Origin of the sequence: Chengkuizengella sediminis (genome assembly GCF_010078385.1) — a bacterium.
GTDB classification, from domain to species: Bacteria; Bacillota; Bacilli; order Paenibacillales; family KCTC-33759; genus Chengkuizengella; species Chengkuizengella sediminis.
Genome location: NZ_SIJC01000003.1, coordinates 132675 through 155461 on the forward strand (window position 1 = coordinate 132675; position 22787 = coordinate 155461).

A 22787-nucleotide genomic window follows, 5' to 3' on the forward strand; every position below is an offset into this window, starting at 1 on the left:
GCACAATCTATTTCTGATTCCATAAAGTAATTTAAATAAAGTAAACTCTTCTCCCTTTAGAGGATTTAATATGGGGATAAAAATTTACTTCGGAGGTGGATTGTGATATGCCAAATTGGTTTTACAATCAATTGATTCGTGCTTACCGCAATAAAGATAAACGTAAAGTACAACTACTGAATGAATGTTGGTTTTTTTACAATCAACTAGAGAAGAAAATTGAATAATAAATTAAATATACCTGACTTATATTATCATTAAATCACCCCAAACTAGAAGATAGTTCTGGGGTGATTTTGATGATATCTTAAGATTAACAATTGGAGGAAATGAAATTATGGATCTGCCAAATTGCCCAAAATGCAATTCAGAATACACTTACCATGATGGAAGTCTCTTTGTTTGCCCAGAATGTGGACATGAGTGGACTTCAGAATTAGAAACTGGGAATGCCGAAGATAAAAAAATGATCAAAGATGCAAATGGAAATGTCTTAAGTGATGGTGATACTGTTACTGTAATCAAAGATCTTAAAGTAAAAGGGAGTTCATCCGTCGTAAAAATAGGTACAAAAGTAAAAAATATACGTTTGGTTGATGGTGATCATGATATTGATTGTAAAATTGAAGGTTTTGGAGCTATGAAATTAAAATCTCAATTTGTAAAAAAGGTATCACCGCATTAATCTGCCTGCTTCATCGTCAGGCTTACTCTTCCCTTTTTCTCATCAACCTTTAGTACCCACACTATTACGACATCACCAACAGATACAACATCCAGCGGATGTTTCACAAATTTATCACTGAGCTCTGATATATGTACAAGTCCGTCATTTTTGATGCCAATATCTACAAATGCTCCAAAATCAATGACATTCCTTACCGTTCCCTTTAATTCCATACCTGGTTTAATATCCTCTAATTTTAATACATCTGTCCTTAAAATAGGTGCTGGGAGATCCTCACGTGGGTCTCTTCCAGGTTTTTGTAAGCTGTCGAATATATCTTTCATCGTAGGTAAACCCACATCCAGTTTATCCGCAAGCTCTTCTGGGTTATGTGCTTGTAAAATGTCTTTAAATTGAGAAGAATTTATTTGATTTAACTCTAATTGGAGCTCTTTAAATAAAAGATCCACTATTTTATAAGATTCAGGATGAATAGGTGTATAGTCAAGTGGATTCACACCATCCCTAATTCTCATAAACCCTACGCATTGCTCATATGACTTAGCACCTAAACGCGGCACTTTTTTTAATTGACCTCTCTTTTTAAATTTCCCATTTTCTTCTCTATACTTTACAATGTTCCTCGCAATCGTCTGATTGACTCCTGATACATAAGATAATAGAGAAGGTGATGCTGTATTTAAGTCTACACCAACATGATTTACAGCAGACTCAACGATAACCTTTAAACTTTCTTCTAACCTTTTTTGTGAAACGTCATGTTGATATTGTCCTACTCCTATGGATTTGGGATCTATTTTTACCAATTCTGCTAAAGGATCCTGTAACCGCCTTCCGATAGATACCGCACTTCGTTCTGCTACATCAAGGTCTGGAAATTCTTCTTGTGCTAACTTAGAAGCTGAATAAACACTAGCGCCTGCTTCATTAACAATGATATATTGCAGTTGTGCATCCTGTAACTCCTGTATTAAATCCGCTACAAATTGCTCTGATTCCCTTGAAGCTGTTCCATTGCCTATCGCAATAAGTTGAATTCCATACTTATTGATAAATTCTTTAAATATTGCTTTAGCTTCTGCGATTTTATTTTCTGGTGGTGTAGGATATGTAACTGCTATATCTAACATCTTACCTGTTTCATCAATCGCTGCAAGCTTGCAACCTGTTCGATATGCCGGGTCGACAGCTAATACAATTTTCCCTTTGATAGGAGGCTGAAGTAATAAACTACTAAGGTTCTCACCAAAAATCTCAATGGCTTTCTCCTCAGCTTTTCCTGTTAGTTCATTTCGGACCTCGCGTTCAATAGACGGTGCAATGAGTCGCTTATATGCATCTTCAATAACTTGATGCAAGATATTTGTTACAACTGAATTCCTAGTAATCACTTTTTTATTGATGTATTCATAAATTCGTTCAGTAGGTAACTCCAAACGAACTTTTAGGATTTTTTCACGTTCCCCGCGATTGATTGCCAAAATGCGGTGAGGTGGCATTTTACGAATCGGTTCTTGATAAGCATAATACATTTCATATACGGACTCTAGCTGGTCATCCTTCGCTTCTACATCCATTAAACTCTGATCAAATGTAAATTTACGGATCCATGTACGAATCTTTGCATCATCTGATATACTTTCTGCTATAATATCCATCGCACCCTGTATTGCATCTTCGGCTTTTTCTACCCCTTTTTCAAGATCCACATACTTTCCTGCTTCAGTATCAACTGAACCTTCTAAAAGTTGCTTCTTAATCCAAATTGAAAATGGTTCCAATCCACGTTCCTTTGCTACCGTTGCGCGAGTTTTTCTTTTCAGTTTATAAGGGCGATAAAGATCCTCTACTTCTTGCAGTTTTTCAGCTTTTAGTATATCTTGTTTCAAACTATCCGATAATTTCCCCTGTTCATCAATGAGCCTGATCACTTCGATCTTTCGATCTTCTAAATTACGCAAGTAAAAGAGTCGTTCTTGAATTTCTCGTAAAGCAACTTCATTAAGCTCTCCTGTTTTTTCTTTGCGATACCTCGCGATAAATGGAATCGTATTTCCTTCATCCAGTAAATTCACCGTGGTTTTTACTTGACGGTAAGCGATTTGGAGCTCTTTACTGATTTGTTTTAGAATCCTTTCTTGTGTTTGGCTCTCTGTCTCATGTAAAACTCGTTCATTTTTTTCCACAAATTGTGTTTTGTCTACTGTTCCATGTTCAGGCAAAAGAATCATCCCCTGTTATAAATTTTATATGCATCTTTATCTACATCTTATGTATGTGGAATCACAAAAAACGAGGGTTTAAGCCCTCGCTTGTTTGGAGTTATCCTATTAAAATTCAATCAACCCTACGCTGATTTGTAAAGCTTCATCCACTTTACGCATGGTTTCTTCGTCTAAATGGGTGATCTTATCCGTAAGTCGTTGTTTATCAATTGTACGAATTTGTTCTAATAAAATGACTGAATCACGATCAAACCCATGTGTTTTTGCATCAATTTCAACATGAGTTGGTAATTTCGCCTTTTGTATTTGTGCGGTAATAGCTGCCACTACAATAGTAGGGCTAAAACGATTACCTATATCATTTTGTATCACGATTACAGGTCTGACTCCACCTTGTTCAGATCCTACTACGGGTGATAAATCCGCATAAAAAACATCCCCGCGTTTCACTATCAAGAGCTACACCCCGCTCACTAAACGGTCAGTCGTATTGTCCGCTTCTTCCTCCGCTTGAAAAGCCTCTGATGCCATATTCAGATTGATTTTTGCCATTTCCATATACCCGCGCTGCATCATTTCACGGATTTGCCTTTTTTTACGTTCCATGAGGTACACTTTCATTGCTTGTCGAATAAATTCGCTGCGATTGGATCGTTCCTGTTCTACGATTCCGTCAACCTCCTGTAATAAATGATCAGGTAAACTTATCATAATTCTTTTAGTGTTCGTGTTATGAGCGTTGGACACCAATCTCACACCTCCAAAACATTTCCAAACCAATAATACCATTATGGCGTATATCAAGCAATTTTATACAAGAGATAATATATGCATCTGATATATCAAGTATGCAACCATAACGGAAAAAACGTACATATTAAGGCCAGTTTGACCCCTACCTAAATATAATTCGATATTAAAATCGAAATTCCTTCATGATTCTTCAATTTATGCATAGTAATTATTGGTTATTATAAACGTAAACCGTTATGCACCATCACTGTTCTTCCATTTTGAACATATACATTTGGAACACGATGAGAGATCATACATACAATTTCATAATTTATGGTATCCAACTGATCAGCCAGTTCCTCTACAAGAATCTGTTCATTACCTTGTTTACCAAACAATACAACCTCTTCACCAAGTTTAACATTATCCAATCCCGTTATATTAATCATACATTGATCCATACAAATTGTACCTACAACTGGTACCCTTCTCCCTCTGATTAAAGCATCCACTTTCCCACTTAACATTCGAGAATAACCATCAGCATACCCTATAGGCAAGGTTGCAATTTGCTCATCATTCTTCGTAAAATACCTGGTTCCATAACTGATACCCGATCCAGAAGGTAATACTTTTGAGTGTACAATTTTAGTTTTCAAACTCATCACTGGTTTAAGATCAACTTTATGATGATTTATTTCTGTTGACGGATAAAGCCCATACATACTGATTCCAAGTCTCACCATATTATAAGAATACTCAGGTAAATCTATTGCAATTGCACTATTACCTGTGTGGATTATTGAAAAAGTGATATTTTTTTGTTTAAAATAGTCAACAATCCCTTTAAAAAGTTGATATTGTTCTAAAGTGTATGTTTTATCCTCTTCGTCTGCATTCGCAAAATGAGTATAAACACCTTCAATTTCAACTCCATCAAGCTGTAGTACTTTCTCAATAAAAGGGATGGCATTTTCGTAACGCACGCCTAACCGTCCCATACCTGTATCTATTTTAATATGAACTTTAATTGGTTCATGGTTTCTTATTTTGCATAAAGCTTCGACGGTTTCATCCTGAAAAACAGTTAATGTGATATCATGTTGAATAGCTAGTTCAACAGCTTCAGGAGGAATGTATCCAAGTATGAGGATCGGTGCAGTAATTCCTGAATTACGAAGTTCCAAAGCTTCATCCAAAAACGCAACAGCGATATATTGGGCTCCACTTAAGATCGCTTGTTTAGCTACTTCTACTGCACCGTGTCCATAAGCGTTTGCTTTAACTACAGCCATAATTCCCATATGATTAGGAAGAATCTCTTGAAATCTTGTTAGGTTATAATGTAAAGCGTCCAAAGATATTTCAGCCCAAGTTGGGCGATAATATGAATCCATCGTATGTTCACCTTCTTCACACAATAAGGAACAAAGAAATAAATATTGTGATTATGCCTATCCCTTTAATGTTAATCGCTTATGATAAGGCTGTCAATGAACAAACTACAAACAAGTTTTGGTATTTATTTTCCTATTTGTCCTTCTAAAGATTGTGCTACCTTCACCATTTCTTCCTTAGGTAAATCATCTGTCGTTAATTTGAATTCCACTCCATCATAATTCCAGCTCAATGTCTTTTGTATTTCACCTGTTAATACTGCAAAAGTATAACCTAAATCAATAATTTCACCTTGGGTAAGGCTCACATCTTTAGCTTCTGGTTTTTCCTCAATAATCGTGTAATTATATACTCCAGCATAACGAACTAAGATTGCTAAATGGTCATCACGCGGAACTTCTCTTAAATCACTAAACTCCACTCCTTCAGGTGTATAACTTGGCGTGTAAACTCCAAACGATAGGTTTGTTGGACCTGACTCAGCTTCATTATCTTCCGCTTCTTGATCTGCTAAAAAAGTAGGAAGTGATTTCATTTGCCACATGGATAAGTTACGCTTCATATCAAAGGCATCGTCCTCAAATTGTTTACCAAACTCAAATTCATTAAACTTCACTAATACAAGCACAGATGCACTATCATCAGCAATCTCCACTTGTTGTGGTTCATAACCATCTTTGCTTAACCAAATCTTTTGACGACTTAAAGAACGATTTTGATAATTGGCATTTACATCAAATACAAAAGATTTTTGTTCATCATCCATTGTAAATTGTCTTTCATCATCCGTTAAAATGCTATTTACTAAAGTTTCATATAAATATACTTGCCCTTGCTGCCCTGGCCAATCACTTTGGAATCGAAAGCTCTTCTGTAAATGAGGGGTGAGTACAAAAACTCCCTCGTCATTACGTAAAACAATTTGAGTGACATCTCTTTCACTATTCGTAATGGAGATACGATAATAATGAGGCGACTTATAACTTACCTCTAATTGATACTCCTGTGCTTCATTTCCTGTGTTCAGTGTCATTGTTCCCGTTCCATGATAGCTCTCCAAGTCTTTTAGCTTCTTTTCTAAATCACCAACTACGTCATCTGCATCTCTCGAACCACAGGCTGACAAGATAAGTGATACGCATATCACAACGATAAATATCCATGTGATTTTACGCATACGCATGTACATCCCCTCCACAAAAAGTTTAATTTACTGATACATGTCTATGTGGGAACTTGGACATTTATGCAGACTAGCTTAACAAGCAAAATAAAAAAAGAGGAGTTACAAAATATGAATCGATGATCCTGACATAAAATATATAAACACTAAATTTTATGGGGGTCTTTTCCATAATAAGATTTTGCCAAATGAAGTGATTTCGTAAAAGGTGGGGGTTCATGTGGTTTGATGGATAAGAAGCTCTCCAAAACCGGAGAGCTTCTTATCATAACTGAGTTAAGTTACCTAGTTGTAATTTTTGCATAAACAATAAAGAAAATAGCTAGTTGTATCACGATAACAATCTTGGGTACAACAAATAATAAATCAATGAGTATAAATAAAGCCAATATACCTACAAATAATCCTAGATGGTAAACCTTTAATCGATGATGTACGTGTCTGTATTGATGAAAAACTAAAGTTGTTGCAAAGAAATATAATATAACTGATGAAAATACAAAAAATACCATGAAGTAGTACTCTACCTCGTATAAATACATCAATTGTAACGAAACGGCGATCATACTTAGGGAAGTAAAAATAAGTAAATGACCATAAATGATTGAATGTCCTGCAGTTTTCAAGTTTTTATCAACCTTTTTCTCCATGTTATCAAAATACTGCCACCACATTGAAATAATGACTATAAATGATATGGCCGAAAACAAAATGGAATACCAGTCACCGTCTTTAGGATCTAGTATAGAAAGAGCACTTACTATAGATTCACCAAAGAGAATGATGGTAAACAATCCAAACCGTTCTAATAAATGAGCGATATTTGTCGGGTACTTAATTAGATATTTTCTTCCGAACATAGGAATGATTATCTCTACAACAATCCCCAAATAAAACACAACATACCTAATCCAAGAATCGAAAAAGATAGATAAGAATGAGATTATAATTCCAATCCAGAAGTAAGTTCCCAAATATTGAGCAACCTTTTGTCGATCCCCTTCTTCACGCCTTCTAGCAACAAGGTGTTGACTCACTGTAAAAACCCTTAGTCCTAAATAACCAAAAAGAAAAGAATAATAATACTTATCAAAGTCAACAGATAAACTTGAAATCATAATGAGCGTAAAAAACATTTGTATGATCATAAAGACACGCTGGTGAGTTAAATCTTCACCGAATCGATTAATAAACAGCGTTTGTCCTACCCATGCCCACCATATGGGAATAATCATTAATACAAACTTCAATATGTACTCTGCATGAATTACCCCTTCTTCAACGTGCAAAAGTACGTGCGTCGTAGTTGCAATAGCCACTACAAATACCAAATCATAAAAAAGTTCTAACCAAGTTACTTTTTTCTCGTGCACCTATTAACCCCCATTTCGAAATAAATAATATTTATTATCTTATGTATTTTTATGTTTGACAATTATATCAGTTTAATACTAAACTATCAATGCATTGAGGTGATGACATTATGAAACAAAATACTAATAAATTATTAAATGATAAAGAAAAGCGATTAGGTTTAATATTGTGGATTAGATTCGTGCGATTTGTTAATAAAAATTCCCGCCAATCCAATCAATTTCTAAACCAATGGAATTTATCCACTGCCCAATTTGATGTTTTAGCACAAATTGGCTCATATACTCATGGACGGTTAACACAACAGGAATTAGCGAAAAGGATGCTTGTCACGAAAGGAAATGTCACTCTATTATTAAAAAAAATGGAGGATGTTGATCTCATTATACGTGAGCAGGAATGGAAGAATAAATATATTTCTCTAACAAAAAAAGGAGAGCAACTTTACAATGAGGTCGTGCCCCAGCAAGAACAACTTCGTGCAAATCAATTTCGTGGATTGAACCGTGAAGAGCAAAAGCAGTTACTATACTTGTTAAAAAAAATTCAAAAATGATCTAAATAATATCAAACTTAGGAGTGAGTATACTTTGACTACAAATATAAAAAAATATACTGGTAAACATATTGATGTCTCTTTTAATCGCAAAAGATGTATTCATGCCGCAAAATGTGTAAGGGGATTACCAAAAGTATTTAATTTAAAAAATAAGCCATGGATTGATACTGACGGGGATATAGCAGATAAAATAGCTGAAGTGATAGAAAAATGCCCAAGTGGTGCATTGGAATATATCCGTAAAGATGGTGGTGAACAAGAAATCCCAAGCAAAAAAACTACGATTGAAGAAAATGCTAACGGTACTCTTTTTATTAGAGGAGACTTGTCCATTAATCAGGGTGAAGACAATATTAAAAGCAATCGTGCATCTCTTTGTGGTTGTGGTTTATCTAAAAACAAACCTTTTTGTGATAACAGCCATCAAAAGTAATGACAATTCCTTCTCCAACATTACTAATTTTCCCTTCAATCGGAGAATCACAAATTGCAATGCAGTCATCAAATGAGTATTGGCTCACATTTAATCTATTAAGATCGCATGGATTTATTAAAAGTGGGCTTAAAGCTGCTTTCATATCCCTACTGATTAGTATTTTCAGAGAGTAAATAGATAGAAAGTATCGAAAATATTCATAGGGATTATTAGGGGACATTTATAAGGACACCTATTACCGAAATCTTTAGGAAATTCAAAAAGGCACAGGGACTATCTGAGGCTAGAAAACAAAAAATAAACACTAAAAATAGTGCCCACTTACTCATTTAATGTGTCCATGTTATCACTTGTTTCAGAATTTTCGAGGTTCATTTTCTTTTGATTTACCGTGAAGTCCCAGCATGTTTAATAAAATCCTATATTCTTTTTAAATAAATTTATTTGTCTAATAGGAACATCAATTGCAGTAATGAAACATGTTGAGATTATAAAAAATTGTGGTGGACAATCCTGATCTTTAGCTAATACAATTCCTTCTCCTACTTTTAATATAATTGCATCGAGACCTACAATGTTTACATTTTGATTAATTTTAGAATTTAATAAACTAGTCATAGGATCTTCAATACATGCACATTCTCCAATGTTCTTCTCTATTCGTTTTAATTGAATTTGAGGATCGAAATCCATTGATAAAGTTAAAATAGAATGAATCGCAAAATCTCCGTTATCAGTAAATAAAATAAAATTTTCTACACGTTCTACCTTTACTGGAACTTCAATTACCTGATTTCCAAATACTACAGCTACGTTTATGTTTTTTCCAATCAACTGCTTCAACACACATTCCATCGGACAAACGCAGCAATCACAGAGTGATTTGTCGAAATGTCCCATAAAATTCAACTCCTTTTATTTAAGTTAGTGTATTATATGAGTTTAATTGTCATTATGAATGGACGTTTGTCCCCTAGTACTGAAATTCCGCTAATCAACTATCATCTCTAAACATCCACTAGGTTTATCTCCATAGAACAGATTAATGATCGCCTTGGGCATAAGGATGATAAAACGATAACTAAACTGAAAAAGAAAAAAGCTTCCCAAAAGTTCGAAGAACTAATGAGAAGCTTATAAGATCTACATGTTTAATAAAATCCTATATTCTTTTAAATAAATTAACTTCCTCAATATCTGTTGGAACATCAATTGCAGTAATGAAACAAGTTGAAATTATAAAAAATAATGTCATTCCATCAATTTCTCCTTTAGCTAATACAATTCCTTCTCCTACTTTTAATATAATTGCATCGAGACCTACAATGTTTACATTTTGATTAATTTTAGAATTTAATAAACTAGTCATAGGATCTTCAATACATGCACATTCTCCAATATTCTTCTCTATTGGTTTTAATTGAATTTGAGGATCGAAATCCATTGATACAGCTATAATAGAATGAATCGCAAAATCTCCATTATCAGTAAATAAAATAAAATTTTCTACACGTTCTACCTTTACTGGAACTAAAATAACTTCACTTCCAAATAATACAGATACGTTTATATTTTTACCAATCAACTGCTTCAACACACATTCCATCGGGCAAACGCAGCAATCACATAGGGATTTATCGAAATGTCCCATAAAATTCAACTCCTTTTTATTTAAGTTAGTGTATTATATGAGTTTAATTGTCATTATGAATGGACGTTTGTCCCCTAGTACTGAATTTCCGCTAATCAACTATAATCTCTATACAGCCAACTGGGTTTATCCGCATAGAACAGATTATGGATCGTCTTGGGCATAAGAATGATAAAACGATAAAACACGTATACCTGCACTAACTAAACTGAAAAAGAAAAAAGCTTCCCAAAAGTTCGAAGAACTAATGAGAAGCTTTTAAATTAAATCCTTATGTGACCCAAATGAGACCCTAAAGATCACATTTGAGGAAAAAACATTGATATTATAGGTTCATTGGGATGATATTACATCATACCGCCCATTTTATAGTGCGAAAAATATAAACATATAAACATTAAAAACCTTATAAAATCAACGTTTGTGGATTTATCCAATACATAATTTTTAGCTGTTTCAAACCTTATCGGACACTATTCGGACACCTTTTAAAAAGTTATTGTTAATTTAGGAAGAAATAAGTAAGTGTTTCAAATCACAGCTTATTAACTTAAAATAGTATTAAAAAATAAATTCAAATTATGTATAGGAGTAATTTCAAATGACAGAGCAAACTAAAATTGAACTGATTAAAGAACTACTCATTAATGATAATGAAAACGAAACCGAACTATCATTATATAAATGTATGAATTGTAACTGGTGCCTTGTTGGTAATTGTTTTCAAATTAATGGAGAAGAAGAGATTCATTCACCTAATTTTTGTCCTAAGTGTGGTACTAAAGTTAACGAGGTCATAACCAAGAAAAAGCAAACGTCCATCTATTTGGATGTAGATGTTGCGGAAAAATTTGATGAAGAAGCAAAAAAACATGGTAAAGGATTTAAGAGTGAATTAATCAATGCTTTATTGAGAAAAGAGTTAGAAAAGGAAGTGTAAAAATGCCCAATAAAAACCCTTTAAGCTTTGAAGACGTAGCAAACATTAATACTAATGAAAAACCTTCCGATAAAAATAAAGAAATTCGTAGCTATATGGCAATAATTGAAGCTATTGCAGTTGATTCAGATATGTACGAAACTGATCCCGATTATGAGAAAAATGTAAAACTTAGAATAGAGGGAATTAAAAAGGCTATCCAAGAGATTGAAAATATTATATCGGATGAACTATCTTAGGTATATTTTGTAGCTTAATAGATTATATTAATATTACCTTCTTTTTGTCATTGGAGATCGCCACCTTCAATGGCTTTTTTTTCGTTCATAATCTATATAAAAAGGAGAATTTTTTACACCTCATCTCATCAATCGCACCATATGTTCGTGAATCCTCTTTTGTATGGACTAGTTCCTTAATGAAATCACCTAAATTTTATTGGAAAACGTGCTGTACTCCTATCTTATGGTATATCATCACCTGTTGACACAGACAAATGCGGATTTTATATACCTAAGACAGAAGTCCACTCATTTATGACATCCAGTGCATAAGATATCTCATCAAATAAAAGAAGAAGGAGTTGTTTAACATGGGTTTTTTTAATGATTCGATCTGTACATGTTGCGTTTGTCCAATGCAATGTGTGTTGAAGCAGTTAATTGGTCAAGTCGTTGACATAGCGAATGATGATGAGAGATTTAATATTCAAATAGAGGAAGTCGAAAACTTTATTGTTTCTGGAATAAATTCAGACGGCAGAAGAATTCATAACCCTATTTGTCAAATAAATTCTGTTCAATTGTCGGGAATAGTTCCCTTAAATTTAAAACCGATTCGAAAAAGTACAAAAGGAGAATGCGTTTGTTGTGAAGACCCTATAACGGATGTAGCCAATTTATTAAAAGGTCAGGAAGTAACAATAGAAACGTCCAATCTAACTTTTGATGGTGTTATCAGTGATGTAGGTGAAGGCATTGTGAATATGCTTGGGGTTGATCCTGATTCGGGAGCAACAAATACAGTTGTTATATCTAGTTGTTTCATAGAAGCTATTTTAGAAGGAGCACCATCGCCATCGTCTTAAATGATGGTGGCGTAGCAGCTGCTATAAATCAAGAATCGTACGAACAGGCTTAACTAAACGGAAATCAGGATAACCACTATAACCTTCAAAAAGAATTCTTATCCAAAGAGTTGGTATAAAAGTGAGCCAACCAAAAATAATGAATAATTCGTTTAGATTCAGTATAACTATCTGATTTAAGATTATATATAACAAACTTTTAAAAGTTATATGAAAAAAGGGCAGTGTGTTAACTGCCCTTTTACCTCTATTCATATTGTAATAATTCTCTAGCTTGTGCCCTTCCTCTCGATGTTCGATGGTCGTTTATGTAAGTTGGCTTCATGTTTTGTTTTTTAACTCTTGCCTGTTCATCATCGATGTGTAAGCTGCCACGTAAATACAGTTTTAACGCATCTTCAATTACGTCATCCTCTTTAATATGGTCCACTTCATCTACTTTAGCATTATGTAATGCAACATATGTTGTTAAAACTTTCTCAATACGTTGATCCATCGTGACAGTAAAATAAACCTTATCGTCTTTACCGAACCACCAATCTAAAAGTCCCATCTTAATAATTCCTCCCTTGTGAATGTATATAAGTAAAATGACCTTTCCTATTATCCCTTGGGTATTTATCTGCAATATAATTTAAAAACCCGTTTGAACCTAAAGCGTAATCAATCGCTTCAGTGTAAAGTAAATTAAATGACATAGGATGCTTAAAACAAATGATCTCAGCTTCCGCATGAAGCTCTTGCTTTAAACGTAGCTGAAACCTGTGTTTACGATCTAACCTTCTTCTTCCCTCCATTTAACCAATCACCTCGATTTTCCCAAAGTTAAGTTCGATGTCATGACATCATAGTATCTAGTTTTGTACGGTAGGGGAGAGGTTAACCCAAAAGGTTAAGTATCTCCCCTTCATCCCTAGAACCATCCTCTCTTTTCACCTTCCGTGGTGTTGGTTGAGACTCTTTCCCTTCCATCCAATGAAAAAGCACCTCTTTAATGAAGGAAGAGCGATTGCTGCTCTGTTCATTCAACCAATTCAACATATTCATATGATGTTTATTATTTGGATTAAAAGCGATTTGAACATTAATTTGCCCTTTCATATGCTACACGCCCCATTTCATACATACCTAACGCATTAGCAAAATGATGATTGTGATGGATCGTGATATTGCTGTTTGGATATTGTTCTTTCACATAGACATCCATTTCAGGTGCTTTTCCACCTATCAACATGATCCTTTCATCAAAATCATTCCACTTCTTTTCTAATTTGAACTTAATACCCTGCATGATGGACCTGAAATCTGTATCAATTAAGCTCTCGAAGCCAAAATCAAAGGTATGACTTCGTTTATCAGTGAGTCTACGGTTACGGATCGCAATAGCGTGAATTGTAGATGAACCAAAATCAAGTATGTTTAAATCGTTGTGTATTGGCATTGAGTAGTAAGCTGCTATTCCTTCAGGTGCTACACCAACATTATGGATCGTGATTCTATAGTCTTTATGATTGACTTTGAAATGTTTGGTCCCTATCAGCATGTTTTTAAGTACTTCTCTTTCTTTTAACGTGTTAATGCCAAATGGATTCCCTACAACAATACTAAAATCCGTTCCTGGTATCCTGCTAAATGCTGCAAATAGATTGATCAATGTAACCGTATTGGATTTGTGCCAATCAGGAGAGTTAAGATAATTCTGTCCTTCTCTTTCGGCTAGATCACCAACGAAAAATCTTTGGTTCTTGTATTCAACTATTAGATTTTGGTTGTCTAGTGGAACATCACCCCTCAACTCTCTAAACGTTGATACACATGATAAATGACTTTGTGTGCCCCCTCTCCATTTTATCTTTGTTCTAAACTTGCCAATATCTGCACCAACTGTAATCATTTCATCACTCCTTTAGATGTTATCTAGATATTATCTAGTACCTAAAATTGTTGATTAGATGTTATCTAGATATTATCCGTCCCATTTGTTAAGAGTGTATTAGCTACGGCTTGTCCCTTATTCAAATTAATTTTCAAAATGTTTAATTAATTATAAATTTGGACAGAATGATAATAAAAAGTGAGAGGAATGATAGAATGTTTGGTTTGGGGAAGCCCCGAAGTAATTTTGGTAAATGGATTGATAGGAAAGGTTTAAAACAACAGTGGATTTCTAACAAAAGTGGTGTAAGTCACGGTACCATTAGTCAATTAGCTATAGATGATGATCGATCACCTACATACAGAAATTCTCAAAAAATAATAAAAGTCCTACGTGAAGTAGATCCTTCCGTTAGAGCTGATCAATTTTGGGATTTATGAAAGGAGAAATGAATAAATGAAATGTTTATACTGTAAAAAGAAGCTTTATAAGAAACAAGACTTTTGCAATAATAAATGTAAAAAACTAAAAATAAAAAGAAACATGGAGCAATTAATATCTTTAAGCTGCTAGATTGCAATAATTTGTAAAATATTAGGTGTTTGATATAATAGAACTGTTTAAAACTAATTTTTTATGGGCATGGTTTCATTTAAGGTGAAGCCAAAGAAAAACCACCGACTTTTTAAGGTCAGTGGTTTCTTCTCATTTTAAAAGGAGAATCATAATCCCTAGTTGATATAATCTTTATATTCTGAGTATTTCCGTCCTTACATTCGATATACCTTCCTTTAACAAGTCCGTTTAATACAGATCTCACTGTTTTCTCGTCTTTTCCTGTTTTGATTTCCAGTTCTCGAATGGTTGGCATTCTTTTTTTTATTGAATGAGGGAAGTTATACAGAATACGTAATACTTTTCTTTCAAGGTCTGTTAGCATCAGGACACCCCTACTATATCACCAAACTTTATCCACTCATATTCATGCTCATGCTCTAATTTAATTTGTTTTAATTGGGTATCGAATTTAGTCACTGTTCCAGTCTTAAACGCATTCTGACCAAAAGCCCTGAACAACTCGACTGTGATTTGTGATTCACTCAACTTTGATTCAGATAATTGTTGAGATATAATATTGACTTCTTCTTCCACAAGTTCTGGCTTCGTTTTTCTATTTCTTTCTTTTTGATAATAGTTCATGAGTTCTTTATGTTCAGGTAGTATCATGCGACTGGCTTCCCACATCATATTTGAACCAGGTGTTAGTTTATTTTCTTTCATTTCAATCACCTCTTATTAGAACATTTGTTCTTATTATATAAGAGATACTGGAAAATATGCAAGAGCACATTTTTAGAGAATAGTTACACGTCCAATCAAAACATCATTTGAACTCATACAATATTAAAAACTTATAAGGACGTGATCTCATGGGGGCGTTTGATAAATCCATATGTGATTGCTGTGTCTGTCCGATGCAGTGTATTTTGGAGGACTTGATTGGAGTAGAAAATTTAAATATTGAAACACCAGTTAGTAATATTCCTACTATCATTACCGGTGTTAAAGATTTTATTGTGTCAACAAATAATGGAGAATTTCCTATATGTCAAATTACTCATGTGTGTATTGAAGATCCATCAAATACTATAACTACGAGGATAATATCGGCTTTAAAACCTAAAAAAAATAGTAGAGGGAAATGCGCTTGCTGTGAAGACCCTATGACAAATTTACTAAAGTTTAAGATTGGGAATACTTTCAGAATTGAATTAATTGCTGCACAAGTATCATTTACAGATCAAATCTTAGGTGTAGGGGAAGGAGTTGTCGTGGGAGCTGCACCTCCCTTTTTAGACATTTTTCTTACATGTTCAATAACAAGGATTACTCCACTAACTCAACAAAAAATTAACGATCCATCCAGAACTTCTAAAAGAACTACTCCCCCACCAGCTACCTAAAGCCAGTGGGGATTATATCTCTATATCAACTTATTCTTCTCAGATTTATAAACTGTCATACCCAATAATAAAAAAGTAACCAGATCAACAGACATTTGAAATGTTTCCTGCTCAACTCCATAACCGTAAAACTCTAGCCCTTGATAAATCAATGTAGCAATCATTAGTAATATATGAGGTTGTTTAATTCTTTCTATAAATGTATTCATTTTATATATCCCCTTTCTTTTCACTTAATCGATCTAACATAACAAAGAATAACCAAGGAAAATCGTTAATGACTTCCTGCGGTTTTTCCTCTACTTTCTTTTTCCATACATCAACATCATGAAGCAATTCTTTCTCATTTAGGTTTTCAATAGATTGATGAGCCACAGCTATCTGCCATTTTTTTAGTTTCAATTCCTCCTTCGGTAAACAATCATAGAATTCTTTCACTACATCTTGTAATAACTGCTCATAAGATTTACCCATTTTTGATAGAGCGTTTTGTGGATCTGTCTTTCTTTGTGGATCAAGAATATGATGACCGATAATTGATTTTGCAGGGTCTAGACCAAACTTAAAACAGATATAAGCTAATACCCATACATACCTTTTATAGGACTCTTCATTATTAATACTTCCTCTTAGATGGGAAAAACAAAGTTCAACACCTGCTGCTATATCATTTGCATCATCACCAAATATCTGATTATCCAAAGGTTTTTGATATTGAACATGCCATGCCTTTTCTGGTGTATCTGTAAGCAAGGGAACGCACTCATAAATACCTGTGTCATCTACAAAAATATGAGCGGATGCACTCATTACATTGTTTGAACTCTCGTAGTATTTAATATTTTGTAATGCAGTTGAGCCATCATTTCCAGTGTCATGAGCAACAATAAATCCTACTTCAGGAATCTGATATCCTGATCTTCTTTTTGTGCCTTTAGTAAGGTATTTCTTGGTGATGGGATATTTTATTTTGAAGGTCATTTACTCTCCCTCCTTCCTATCAATTTTGTCTTCTATGCGATTTAGTTTTTTATCCAAAGAACCGAACCTTTTGCTTAATTCATCTAGGGTGTTATAGAGTCTATTTTCTCGGTTGTTGTTGTTCTTCATCACATAAATAAGTAACCATACAAAAAGGACCGCAAAGGGTCCCTGAGTTAAAAAATATTGAATGATATTTAATTCCAATCTATCCACCCTCCTTAACATTAAAGAACCCTGCTATTAGATAAGCAGAGTTTTGAATTTACTGTATAGCTTTATATTAAGACTTAAAGTCCACTTGGGCTTCCTGCTGCGATTAATAACCTAGTATATCTCGAACGTCCACTTGCAGCAACTAAAATAATAACTAAAAGAATGAATAGTACTAGAACTAATACAGCTCCACTACCAGAACTATGTGAACCCATGTTAATCCCTCCTTTCTATATATGATGTAACATATATAATCTATTTTGACTGGACGAGTGTCCTTGTGCTAGTACACATTTTTCATAGATTAAAACCCCACTATATTAAATGAATAGTGTGGTTATCTACATAGTTTTGCTACAGGAACTGCAATGCTGCTACTGCACATTCCCCTCTACGTACTATTTGATCGAATCCGTAACTAAATAAAATAATAACCAATAGAATGAAAAGGATTAAAATTATTGCTACGCCTGTACCTTTGTAAGTACTCATAAGAATTCCTCCTTTCAAAGTGATGTAGTATATACTATGTTCAGTGAATCTATTTTGTATGGACGGGTATCCTAGTGCAAGTACACATTTTTCATAGATTAAAACCCCACTATATAAATAGTGAGGTTTACACCGTAGAGAGATATATATGAGCGCACACCCTCCTATTACTAGGAGGTTGATATATTCTATGTTCATCCCCTTCATTTTGTATAGACATGTAACTTGCTTGTTTGAAAATGTGTTCTAACCCAAGTCCATACATAAAAATAGAACCTATACTGTGTATGGTTCACCTACGATTTGTTCATATTGTTCATCTGTGATCTTTGTTCGTTCAACAAATACTTTTACATTTTCTTTACTATAATACTTCGGATAATATCTTTGAACGATCTTAAACCAATCCATTAAATCACACCTCCCTCTACTAATGACAATGTGAGTCCTGCTAGTTCTGTTTCTAGTTCTTCGATTTGGGTTTCTTTTTCAAGTGAATTAAGAAATTGTGTAGCATTCTCACTCTCTAAAGCTTCTATTTGACTCTCTTTTTGTAATGAATCAAGGATAAGTGTGGCATTTTCAGATTTCAACAATTCAATCTCTTGCTCTGCTGTAAGTGGAGTCTTTGGAGCATTTAGAATATCTTCATAAGTAAATAAAGAAGGTTGGTCCTCAAACTTCACCATTTTAATCTGTTCAATATCTTCAAGAGCTGGCGCAAGTTCTTCCGTCCACCTTTCATCATCTTGAGTGATTTCTAGTGGCTCCTGATCTTCATAGGTGATGCTAGTTTCAGTTACTTCTTTGTAATATAATAGATTGCCCTCTGGATCTTCCTTTTGATTTAGAATTTGTTCAACGGTATAACAGTTAATCATTTGTCCAGTTCCTACTTGCCCCCAATATAAAAGGGTTCCATCTTCATCGACTTTGTGAACATCGTTATAAACTTCATTTTCTTCATCCCAAACCTTTTCCATCAATGGTTCATCTGTAACCTCTGTTGTTTCACCTCTCACGGTACGCTCATACTGTTTTTGTGTACCATCATCGTTAAAGATCGGAATTTGAGTTGGTGTATTTACCATCACTGGATTTTCTGTTATTTCTGTTGTTTCTATCGTTTTAGTGAACTCTTCTTGTATTTCCATTGGCTCCTGGGGAAGCAAATACAATAGATTACCATCTGAATCAACTTTATGACGTTGTGAGATTTCAGGAACTTGCTTGGTTAACCCTTCTAAATAAACATTTTCAAAGGAGTGATAATGAAAGATAACAAACCTTTCTACAAAGACAACGACTTTATTTTTGCAACAAATGAAGGTTATCCCAAAACAATTAAGCATTTATCATTCAGAATGCAGCGACTACTTAAGAAAACATCTATACAAAAACAGGTCACACCTCATTCATTTAGACATACTCACACGTCCTTATTAATTGAAGCTAACGTACACATAAAAGAGATACAAGAACGATTAGGACATTCAGATATTAACACTACTATGGACATATACGCACACATGACAAAGAACATTAAAAAAGAGGCTTCCAATAAGTTCAGTAACTTAATGAAAGACCTCTCTATAAATCTCACCGACTAATATCGGTGTTTTTTTCGGTGGTTTGATAGGGTGATAGGACTCATAAACGTTGATGTATCAAGGTTTTTACACCCTTATTACATCATGCCGCCCATTCCACCCATTCCACCCATGCCGCCCATATCAGGCATAGCAGGAGCAGCTCCACCATTTTCTTCAGGTTTGTCAGCAATAACTGCTTCTGTAGTTAAGAACATTGCTGCAACAGAAGCTGCGTTTTGCAATGCAGAACGAGTCACTTTAGCAGGGTCAACAATTCCAGCGTCAACCATGTTTACCCATTCACTAGTAGCTGCATTGAAACCAATACCTACTTCTTCTTTTTTCAAGCGATCTACAATAACAGAACCTTCTAAACCTGCGTTTGAAGTAATGATACGTACAGGCTCTTCTAAAGCACGAAGTACGATATTAACACCTGTTAATTCGTCACCTTCTGCTTGAACATTACCTACTGCATTGAATACATTAACTAACGCTGTACCTCCACCAGAGACGATACCTTCTTCTACTGCTGCACGAGTAGAGTTTAAAGCATCCTCAATGCGAAGTTTACGCTCTTTTAATTCAGTTTCTGTAGCTGCACCCACTTTGATTACCGCTACTCCACCACTTAATTTAGCTAAACGTTCTTGTAATTTCTCTTTATCAAATTCAGAAGTAGTTTCTTCTAATTGATTACGGATTTGTTGTACACGAGCGCCGATATCAGCAGCTTCACCAGCACCGTCAACAACGATTGTGTTTTCTTTTTGAACAACGATTTGACGAGCGCGTCCTAATTGAGAAATATCAGTATTTTTCAATTCTAAACCTAGCTCTTCAGTAATCACTTGACCACCAGTTAATACAGCAATATCTTGTAACATTGCTTTACGGCGATCACCAAATCCAGGTGCTTTTACAGCTGTACAATTAAAAGTTCCACGCAACTTGTTCACTACTAAAGTAGCAAGTGCTTCACCTTCAACGTCTTCAGCCATAATCACAAGTGGTTTACCTTGTTGAACTACTTTTTCAAGCACTGGAAGGATCTCTTGAATGTTAGTAATTTTTTTATCTGTAATTAGAATGTAAGCATCATCTAAAACAGCTTCCATTTTATCAGTATCAGTAATCATATAAGGAGAAATATATCCACGGTCAAATTGCATACCTTCAACCACTTCAAGTTCAGTTACAAAACCTTTGGATTCTTCAACAGTGATTACTCCATCATTTCCTACTTTTTCCATTGCTTCAGCAATTAATTGACCTACTTCTTCGTCAGCAGAAGAAATTGCAGCAACTTGTGCAATAGATTGTTTGTTTTCAACTGGCTTCGCAATTTCTTGAAGTTGAGTTACTGCAGCAGCAACTGCTTTTTCAATTCCTTTACGAATGACCATTGGGTTTGCACCCGCTGTAACATTTTTTAAACCTTCACGAATCATAGCTTGCGCTAATACAGTTGCTGTAGTAGTACCGTCACCAGCAACATCGTTTGTTTTAGTCGCTACTTCTTTAACTAACTGAGCACCCATGTTTTCAAATGCATCTTCTAGTTCAATTTCTTTAGCAATAGTAACACCATCATTTGTAATTAATGGGCTACCAAATTTTTTCTCAAGAACAACATTACGCCCTTTTGGACCTAAAGTTACTTTTACAGCATTTGCTAATTCATCTACACCACGAAGCATCGCTCTGCGAGCATCTTCACTGAATTGAATTTGTTTTGCCATTTTATATGTTACCTCCTCAAATTAAACCGTTTATATTTATGCTAAAACTGCAAGAACATCACTTTCACGCATGATCAATAATTCTTTACCATCAAATTTCACTTCTGTACCTGCATATTTAGAAAACAATACAAGGTCTCCTTCTTTTACTTCAAGAGGAACACGTTCTCCATCTTTTAAAGTACCGCTTCCTACAGCAACAATTTTACCTTCTTGTGGTTTTTCTTTCGCTGAATCTGGTAATACGATACCACTTGCTGTTGTTTCCTCTTTCGCAACAGCTTCTATCACTACGCGATCACCTAGTGGTTTAATCATAGGTAATAACCCTCCTTAAAATAATTATGTAATGTTAATTACATTATTTTGGTATTATTAGCACTCGGATACGTATAGTGCTAACAACACTATTTATCATACTCATTTTACCAAGACATTTCAAGTGATTTTAGTAAATTTTTTTTCTTGAGTAAAAAATTATATGGTTCCGGGGCCCCCGAAAAGTACCCGAATTCCACATCTTTGGTTCACTTCACTTTTTGGGGTATAGAAAAAACACTATACCATGTGCTTTTTTGCACCTGCATAGTGTTTTACGCATAAATCCATTACTTCTCCCCATATTCCTCTTCCCAAACACGATCCATCTCTAATTGTTTCTTATATACTCTTTTTGATAGTAATACGCTGAATTCATATAAAAGTATCATAGGTACGGCAACAATTAAAGCTGTAATGGCATCTGGAGGAGTGACTAAAGTGCCTAAAACAACAAGTATAAAATATGCGAACTTCCTTACTTTTTTTAAGAGGTTTGGATTTAATATTTTTATTTTCGTTAGAAACATGACAACTACTGGCAATTGAAAAATGGCAGCGAGTGGTAATAATATGTTAAACATAAAAGAAAAATATTGACTAATTCCATACGTTTCTATTAATCCCAAGCTTTCAGTTATCGTTGATGTAAATAAAAATGCTAATGGAAACACAACAAAATAACCGAATGATAACCCTACTAAAACCATTAAAAATGCAAAGGGCACATAGGCAAGTGAAGCTTTTTGCTCTTTCGGTTTTAATCCTGGTTTTACAAAAGCCCAAATTTGATACAACGTAAAGGGGAGAGAAATGACCAATGCGAAAATAAAAGCTACATTGACATACATGCGAACAGAATCCCAAGGTGATAAAGCATGTAAACTAAGATCAGCAGGAGCTGCCCCCATTAGATAATTGATGATAGGCCTTGCTATGACAAATCCTGCGACCATACAAACAACTAATACTACAGCGACCCAGATAATACGTTTGCGTAATTCACCTAGGTGCTGAACTAAATTCATATCTTGATTTGAACTCATCTCTACTCACCAACTTATTCAGGCAATCTTCTATTATCTTCCTTCTCATTTTTACTTTGCGTTACTTCTGATTCATTGATCTCTTTACGTGTCATATCCTGTTTCTTTTTGTCATCCTCATCTAAAATACCATTTGCACCTTTTTTAAATTCCTTTAACGTTTTGCCAAATGCACGACCTAACTCTGGAAGTTTATTTGGACCAAATAAAACTAATGCAATAATTAAAATCAGAATAAGCCCAGGTATTCCAATGGCTCCAAGACCCATGGGAATCCCTCCTTT

At 34.5% G+C, this 22787-nt stretch carries 34 protein-coding genes and 1 pseudogene; 10 read left to right on the forward strand and 25 right to left on the reverse strand.

All coding sequences use genetic code 11. The features are described 5' to 3' along the window. Positions 1 to 107: 107 nt before the first annotated feature. Both cmpA and EPK97_RS07805 read left to right on the forward strand, forming a co-directional pair. Entirely contained in the window at positions 108 to 227 is a 120-nt protein-coding gene (gene cmpA, locus EPK97_RS07800; protein WP_162036066.1) for a cortex morphogenetic protein CmpA, read from the forward strand. A gap of 107 nt (positions 228 to 334) precedes the next feature. After that, positions 335 to 685, forward strand: coding sequence for a zinc ribbon domain-containing protein YjdM (locus EPK97_RS07805; RefSeq protein WP_162036367.1), 351 nt, complete (start codon positions 335 to 337; stop codon positions 683 to 685). On the opposite strand, the gene EPK97_RS07810 is transcribed toward EPK97_RS07805, so the two are convergent. From EPK97_RS07810 to EPK97_RS07835, 6 genes are all read right to left on the reverse strand, one after another. After that, positions 682 to 2874: a Tex family protein gene (locus tag EPK97_RS07810; RefSeq protein ID WP_338075678.1), complete on the reverse strand. Its 2193-nt coding sequence runs from the start codon at positions 2872 to 2874 to the stop codon at positions 682 to 684. The genes EPK97_RS07805 and EPK97_RS07810 overlap by 4 nt on opposite strands. Positions 2875 to 3018: 144 nt before the next feature. Further along, the gene (locus tag EPK97_RS07815; protein ID WP_160648047.1) at positions 3019 to 3369 is read right to left on the reverse strand and encodes a type II toxin-antitoxin system PemK/MazF family toxin; all 351 of its coding nucleotides are present in this window, start codon (positions 3367 to 3369) and stop codon (positions 3019 to 3021) included. Between the two features lie 3 nt (positions 3370 to 3372). Next, entirely contained in the window at positions 3373 to 3624 is a 252-nt protein-coding gene (locus EPK97_RS07820; RefSeq protein WP_160648053.1) for a CopG family ribbon-helix-helix protein, read from the reverse strand. A gap of 260 nt (positions 3625 to 3884) precedes the next feature. Beyond that, positions 3885 to 5045: an alanine racemase gene (gene alr, locus EPK97_RS07825; protein WP_162036068.1), complete on the reverse strand. Its 1161-nt coding sequence runs from the start codon at positions 5043 to 5045 to the stop codon at positions 3885 to 3887. Between the two features lie 125 nt (positions 5046 to 5170). Next, positions 5171 to 6229: a DUF4367 domain-containing protein gene (locus EPK97_RS07830; RefSeq protein WP_338075667.1), complete on the reverse strand. Its 1059-nt coding sequence runs from the start codon at positions 6227 to 6229 to the stop codon at positions 5171 to 5173. A gap of 281 nt (positions 6230 to 6510) precedes the next feature. After that, positions 6511 to 7602 carry a low temperature requirement protein A gene (locus tag EPK97_RS07835; RefSeq protein ID WP_162036069.1) on the reverse strand — a complete coding sequence of 364 codons (1092 nt, stop codon included), beginning with the start codon at positions 7600 to 7602 and terminating at the stop codon, positions 6511 to 6513. Between the two features lie 110 nt (positions 7603 to 7712). Between EPK97_RS07835 and EPK97_RS07840 the strand changes: the two genes are divergently transcribed. Beyond that, entirely contained in the window at positions 7713 to 8159 is a 447-nt protein-coding gene (locus EPK97_RS07840; RefSeq protein ID WP_162036070.1) for a MarR family winged helix-turn-helix transcriptional regulator, read from the forward strand. Positions 8160 to 8193: 34 nt separating this feature from the next. After that, positions 8194 to 8595 (forward strand): (4Fe-4S)-binding protein, encoded by a 402-nt coding sequence (locus EPK97_RS07845; protein WP_162036071.1) that lies wholly within the window; start codon positions 8194 to 8196, stop codon positions 8593 to 8595. 411 nt (positions 8596 to 9006) lie between these two features. Here the strand turns inward: EPK97_RS07845 and EPK97_RS07850 are convergent, their stop codons facing one another. Further along, complete coding sequence (locus EPK97_RS07850) at positions 9007 to 9498, reverse strand: hypothetical protein (RefSeq protein ID WP_162036072.1); 492 nt, start codon at positions 9496 to 9498, stop codon at positions 9007 to 9009. Positions 9499 to 9760: 262 nt separating this feature from the next. Then, positions 9761 to 10249, reverse strand: coding sequence for a hypothetical protein (locus tag EPK97_RS07855; RefSeq protein ID WP_162036074.1), 489 nt, complete (start codon positions 10247 to 10249; stop codon positions 9761 to 9763). Between the two features lie 601 nt (positions 10250 to 10850). On the opposite strand from EPK97_RS07855, the gene EPK97_RS07860 reads away from it, so the two are divergent. From EPK97_RS07860 to EPK97_RS07870, 3 genes are all read left to right on the forward strand, one after another. Continuing rightward, the gene (locus EPK97_RS07860) at positions 10851 to 11189 is read left to right on the forward strand and encodes a ribbon-helix-helix domain-containing protein (RefSeq protein WP_162036075.1); all 339 of its coding nucleotides are present in this window, start codon (positions 10851 to 10853) and stop codon (positions 11187 to 11189) included. A gap of 2 nt (positions 11190 to 11191) precedes the next feature. Then, on the forward strand, positions 11192 to 11428 hold the full coding sequence (locus EPK97_RS07865; RefSeq protein ID WP_162036076.1) for a hypothetical protein: 237 nt from the start codon (positions 11192 to 11194) through the stop codon (positions 11426 to 11428). Positions 11429 to 11781: 353 nt separating this feature from the next. Then, positions 11782 to 12276 carry a hypothetical protein gene (locus EPK97_RS07870; RefSeq protein ID WP_162036077.1) on the forward strand — a complete coding sequence of 165 codons (495 nt, stop codon included), beginning with the start codon at positions 11782 to 11784 and terminating at the stop codon, positions 12274 to 12276. A 247-nt stretch (positions 12277 to 12523) separates the two neighbouring features. On the opposite strand, the gene EPK97_RS07875 is transcribed toward EPK97_RS07870, so the two are convergent. The 4 genes from EPK97_RS07875 to EPK97_RS07890 form a co-directional block, all read right to left on the reverse strand. Then, positions 12524 to 12829 (reverse strand): hypothetical protein, encoded by a 306-nt coding sequence (locus tag EPK97_RS07875; protein ID WP_162036078.1) that lies wholly within the window; start codon positions 12827 to 12829, stop codon positions 12524 to 12526. A gap of 1 nt (position 12830) precedes the next feature. Beyond that, entirely contained in the window at positions 12831 to 13073 is a 243-nt protein-coding gene (locus tag EPK97_RS07880) for a hypothetical protein (protein WP_162036079.1), read from the reverse strand. Positions 13074 to 13155: 82 nt separating this feature from the next. Further along, the gene (locus EPK97_RS07885) at positions 13156 to 13377 is read right to left on the reverse strand and encodes a hypothetical protein (RefSeq protein WP_162036080.1); all 222 of its coding nucleotides are present in this window, start codon (positions 13375 to 13377) and stop codon (positions 13156 to 13158) included. Beyond that, positions 13361 to 14170, reverse strand: a complete 810-nt coding sequence (locus EPK97_RS07890) for a ParM/StbA family protein (RefSeq protein ID WP_162036081.1) — start codon at positions 14168 to 14170, stop codon at positions 13361 to 13363. The genes EPK97_RS07885 and EPK97_RS07890 overlap by 17 nt, the downstream gene beginning before the upstream one ends. A gap of 197 nt (positions 14171 to 14367) precedes the next feature. Here EPK97_RS07890 and EPK97_RS07895 point away from each other — a divergent pair, with 197 nt between their 5' ends. Further along, positions 14368 to 14592 (forward strand): XRE family transcriptional regulator, encoded by a 225-nt coding sequence (locus EPK97_RS07895; RefSeq protein ID WP_162036082.1) that lies wholly within the window; start codon positions 14368 to 14370, stop codon positions 14590 to 14592. A gap of 251 nt (positions 14593 to 14843) precedes the next feature. On the opposite strand, the gene EPK97_RS07900 is transcribed toward EPK97_RS07895, so the two are convergent. Together EPK97_RS07900 and EPK97_RS07905 are read right to left on the reverse strand one after the other, a co-directional pair. After that, complete coding sequence (locus EPK97_RS07900) at positions 14844 to 15092, reverse strand: hypothetical protein (RefSeq protein WP_162035955.1); 249 nt, start codon at positions 15090 to 15092, stop codon at positions 14844 to 14846. Next, the gene (locus tag EPK97_RS07905; protein WP_162036083.1) at positions 15092 to 15433 is read right to left on the reverse strand and encodes a YolD-like family protein; all 342 of its coding nucleotides are present in this window, start codon (positions 15431 to 15433) and stop codon (positions 15092 to 15094) included. The genes EPK97_RS07900 and EPK97_RS07905 overlap by 1 nt, the downstream gene beginning before the upstream one ends. A gap of 149 nt (positions 15434 to 15582) precedes the next feature. Between EPK97_RS07905 and EPK97_RS07910 the strand changes: the two genes are divergently transcribed. Further along, positions 15583 to 16116 carry a hypothetical protein gene (locus EPK97_RS07910; protein WP_162036084.1) on the forward strand — a complete coding sequence of 178 codons (534 nt, stop codon included), beginning with the start codon at positions 15583 to 15585 and terminating at the stop codon, positions 16114 to 16116. A gap of 20 nt (positions 16117 to 16136) precedes the next feature. On the opposite strand, the gene EPK97_RS07915 is transcribed toward EPK97_RS07910, so the two are convergent. From EPK97_RS07915 to EPK97_RS07940, 7 genes are all read right to left on the reverse strand, one after another. Continuing rightward, on the reverse strand, positions 16137 to 16325 hold the full coding sequence (locus tag EPK97_RS07915; RefSeq protein ID WP_162036085.1) for a hypothetical protein: 189 nt from the start codon (positions 16323 to 16325) through the stop codon (positions 16137 to 16139). Position 16326: 1 nt separating this feature from the next. Continuing rightward, on the reverse strand, positions 16327 to 17097 hold the full coding sequence (locus tag EPK97_RS07920; protein ID WP_162036086.1) for a peptidoglycan recognition protein family protein: 771 nt from the start codon (positions 17095 to 17097) through the stop codon (positions 16327 to 16329). Next, positions 17098 to 17304 (reverse strand): BhlA/UviB family holin-like peptide, encoded by a 207-nt coding sequence (locus EPK97_RS07925; protein ID WP_240903732.1) that lies wholly within the window; start codon positions 17302 to 17304, stop codon positions 17098 to 17100. An 83-nt stretch (positions 17305 to 17387) separates the two neighbouring features. Beyond that, positions 17388 to 17528, reverse strand: a complete 141-nt coding sequence (locus EPK97_RS21380; protein ID WP_170295489.1) for a hypothetical protein — start codon at positions 17526 to 17528, stop codon at positions 17388 to 17390. 139 nt (positions 17529 to 17667) lie between these two features. Then, positions 17668 to 17805 (reverse strand): hypothetical protein, encoded by a 138-nt coding sequence (locus EPK97_RS07930; protein WP_162036088.1) that lies wholly within the window; start codon positions 17803 to 17805, stop codon positions 17668 to 17670. Positions 17806 to 18081: 276 nt separating this feature from the next. Beyond that, complete coding sequence (locus tag EPK97_RS07935) at positions 18082 to 18216, reverse strand: XkdX family protein (protein ID WP_162036089.1); 135 nt, start codon at positions 18214 to 18216, stop codon at positions 18082 to 18084. Then, positions 18216 to 19157, reverse strand: a complete 942-nt coding sequence (locus EPK97_RS07940) for a hypothetical protein (protein ID WP_162035956.1) — start codon at positions 19155 to 19157, stop codon at positions 18216 to 18218. Before EPK97_RS07940 ends, EPK97_RS07935 begins: the two co-directional genes overlap by 1 nt. On the opposite strand from EPK97_RS07940, the pseudogene EPK97_RS07945 reads away from it, so the two are divergent. Further along, positions 19095 to 19415: pseudogene (locus EPK97_RS07945) on the forward strand (tyrosine-type recombinase/integrase); the annotation flags it as partial. The gene EPK97_RS07940 and the pseudogene EPK97_RS07945 overlap by 63 nt on opposite strands. 77 nt (positions 19416 to 19492) lie before the next feature. On the opposite strand, the gene groL reads toward EPK97_RS07945, so the two are convergent. The 4 genes from groL to tatA form a co-directional block, all read right to left on the reverse strand. Continuing rightward, a complete protein-coding gene (gene groL, locus EPK97_RS07950) occupies positions 19493 to 21139 on the reverse strand; it encodes a chaperonin GroEL (protein WP_162036090.1) in 1647 nt (548 codons plus the stop codon). A gap of 36 nt (positions 21140 to 21175) precedes the next feature. Then, positions 21176 to 21457 carry a co-chaperone GroES gene (groES, locus tag EPK97_RS07955; protein ID WP_162036091.1) on the reverse strand — a complete coding sequence of 94 codons (282 nt, stop codon included), beginning with the start codon at positions 21455 to 21457 and terminating at the stop codon, positions 21176 to 21178. Positions 21458 to 21747: 290 nt separating this feature from the next. Further along, on the reverse strand, positions 21748 to 22503 hold the full coding sequence (tatC, locus tag EPK97_RS07960; RefSeq protein WP_162036092.1) for a twin-arginine translocase subunit TatC: 756 nt from the start codon (positions 22501 to 22503) through the stop codon (positions 21748 to 21750). A gap of 14 nt (positions 22504 to 22517) precedes the next feature. Further along, on the reverse strand, positions 22518 to 22772 hold the full coding sequence (tatA, locus tag EPK97_RS07965; RefSeq protein ID WP_162036093.1) for a twin-arginine translocase TatA/TatE family subunit: 255 nt from the start codon (positions 22770 to 22772) through the stop codon (positions 22518 to 22520). Between the last annotated feature and the right edge of the window lie 15 nt (positions 22773 to 22787).

Excerpts from the sequence above, each read along its gene's own strand:
- cmpA (WP_162036066.1), top strand. The coding sequence starts at position 108 with ATGCCAAATTGGTTTTACAATCAATTGATTCGTGCTTACCGCAATAAA.
- EPK97_RS07820 (WP_160648053.1), bottom strand. The coding sequence starts at position 3,624 with ATGATAAGTTTACCTGATCATTTATTACAGGAGGTTGACGGAATCGTA.
- alr (WP_162036068.1), bottom strand. The coding sequence starts at position 5,045 with ATGGATTCATATTATCGCCCAACTTGGGCTGAAATATCTTTGGACGCT.
- EPK97_RS07830 (WP_338075667.1), bottom strand. The coding sequence starts at position 6,229 with ATGCGTATGCGTAAAATCACATGGATATTTATCGTTGTGATATGCGTA.
- EPK97_RS07840 (WP_162036070.1), top strand. The coding sequence starts at position 7,713 with ATGAAACAAAATACTAATAAATTATTAAATGATAAAGAAAAGCGATTA.
- EPK97_RS07850 (WP_162036072.1), bottom strand. The coding sequence starts at position 9,498 with ATGGGACATTTCGACAAATCACTCTGTGATTGCTGCGTTTGTCCGATG.
- EPK97_RS07855 (WP_162036074.1), bottom strand. The coding sequence starts at position 10,249 with ATGGGACATTTCGATAAATCCCTATGTGATTGCTGCGTTTGCCCGATG.
- EPK97_RS07860 (WP_162036075.1), top strand. The coding sequence starts at position 10,851 with ATGACAGAGCAAACTAAAATTGAACTGATTAAAGAACTACTCATTAAT.
- EPK97_RS07865 (WP_162036076.1), top strand. The coding sequence starts at position 11,192 with ATGCCCAATAAAAACCCTTTAAGCTTTGAAGACGTAGCAAACATTAAT.
- EPK97_RS07870 (WP_162036077.1), top strand. The coding sequence starts at position 11,782 with ATGGGTTTTTTTAATGATTCGATCTGTACATGTTGCGTTTGTCCAATG.
- EPK97_RS07875 (WP_162036078.1), bottom strand. The coding sequence starts at position 12,829 with ATGGGACTTTTAGATTGGTGGTTCGGTAAAGACGATAAGGTTTATTTT.
- EPK97_RS07880 (WP_162036079.1), bottom strand. The coding sequence starts at position 13,073 with ATGGAGGGAAGAAGAAGGTTAGATCGTAAACACAGGTTTCAGCTACGT.
- EPK97_RS07885 (WP_162036080.1), bottom strand. The coding sequence starts at position 13,377 with ATGAAAGGGCAAATTAATGTTCAAATCGCTTTTAATCCAAATAATAAA.
- EPK97_RS07890 (WP_162036081.1), bottom strand. The coding sequence starts at position 14,170 with ATGATTACAGTTGGTGCAGATATTGGCAAGTTTAGAACAAAGATAAAA.
- EPK97_RS07895 (WP_162036082.1), top strand. The coding sequence starts at position 14,368 with ATGTTTGGTTTGGGGAAGCCCCGAAGTAATTTTGGTAAATGGATTGAT.
- EPK97_RS07900 (WP_162035955.1), bottom strand. The coding sequence starts at position 15,092 with ATGCTAACAGACCTTGAAAGAAAAGTATTACGTATTCTGTATAACTTC.
- EPK97_RS07905 (WP_162036083.1), bottom strand. The coding sequence starts at position 15,433 with ATGAAAGAAAATAAACTAACACCTGGTTCAAATATGATGTGGGAAGCC.
- EPK97_RS07910 (WP_162036084.1), top strand. The coding sequence starts at position 15,583 with ATGGGGGCGTTTGATAAATCCATATGTGATTGCTGTGTCTGTCCGATG.
- EPK97_RS07915 (WP_162036085.1), bottom strand. The coding sequence starts at position 16,325 with ATGAATACATTTATAGAAAGAATTAAACAACCTCATATATTACTAATG.
- EPK97_RS07920 (WP_162036086.1), bottom strand. The coding sequence starts at position 17,097 with ATGACCTTCAAAATAAAATATCCCATCACCAAGAAATACCTTACTAAA.
- EPK97_RS21380 (WP_170295489.1), bottom strand. The coding sequence starts at position 17,528 with ATGGGTTCACATAGTTCTGGTAGTGGAGCTGTATTAGTTCTAGTACTA.
- EPK97_RS07930 (WP_162036088.1), bottom strand. The coding sequence starts at position 17,805 with ATGAGTACTTACAAAGGTACAGGCGTAGCAATAATTTTAATCCTTTTC.
- EPK97_RS07935 (WP_162036089.1), bottom strand. The coding sequence starts at position 18,216 with ATGGATTGGTTTAAGATCGTTCAAAGATATTATCCGAAGTATTATAGT.
- EPK97_RS07940 (WP_162035956.1), bottom strand. The coding sequence starts at position 19,157 with ATGCTTAATTGTTTTGGGATAACCTTCATTTGTTGCAAAAATAAAGTC.
- groL (WP_162036090.1), bottom strand. The coding sequence starts at position 21,139 with ATGGCAAAACAAATTCAATTCAGTGAAGATGCTCGCAGAGCGATGCTT.
- groES (WP_162036091.1), bottom strand. The coding sequence starts at position 21,457 with ATGATTAAACCACTAGGTGATCGCGTAGTGATAGAAGCTGTTGCGAAA.
- tatC (WP_162036092.1), bottom strand. The coding sequence starts at position 22,503 with ATGAGTTCAAATCAAGATATGAATTTAGTTCAGCACCTAGGTGAATTA.
- tatA (WP_162036093.1), bottom strand. The coding sequence starts at position 22,772 with ATGGGTCTTGGAGCCATTGGAATACCTGGGCTTATTCTGATTTTAATT.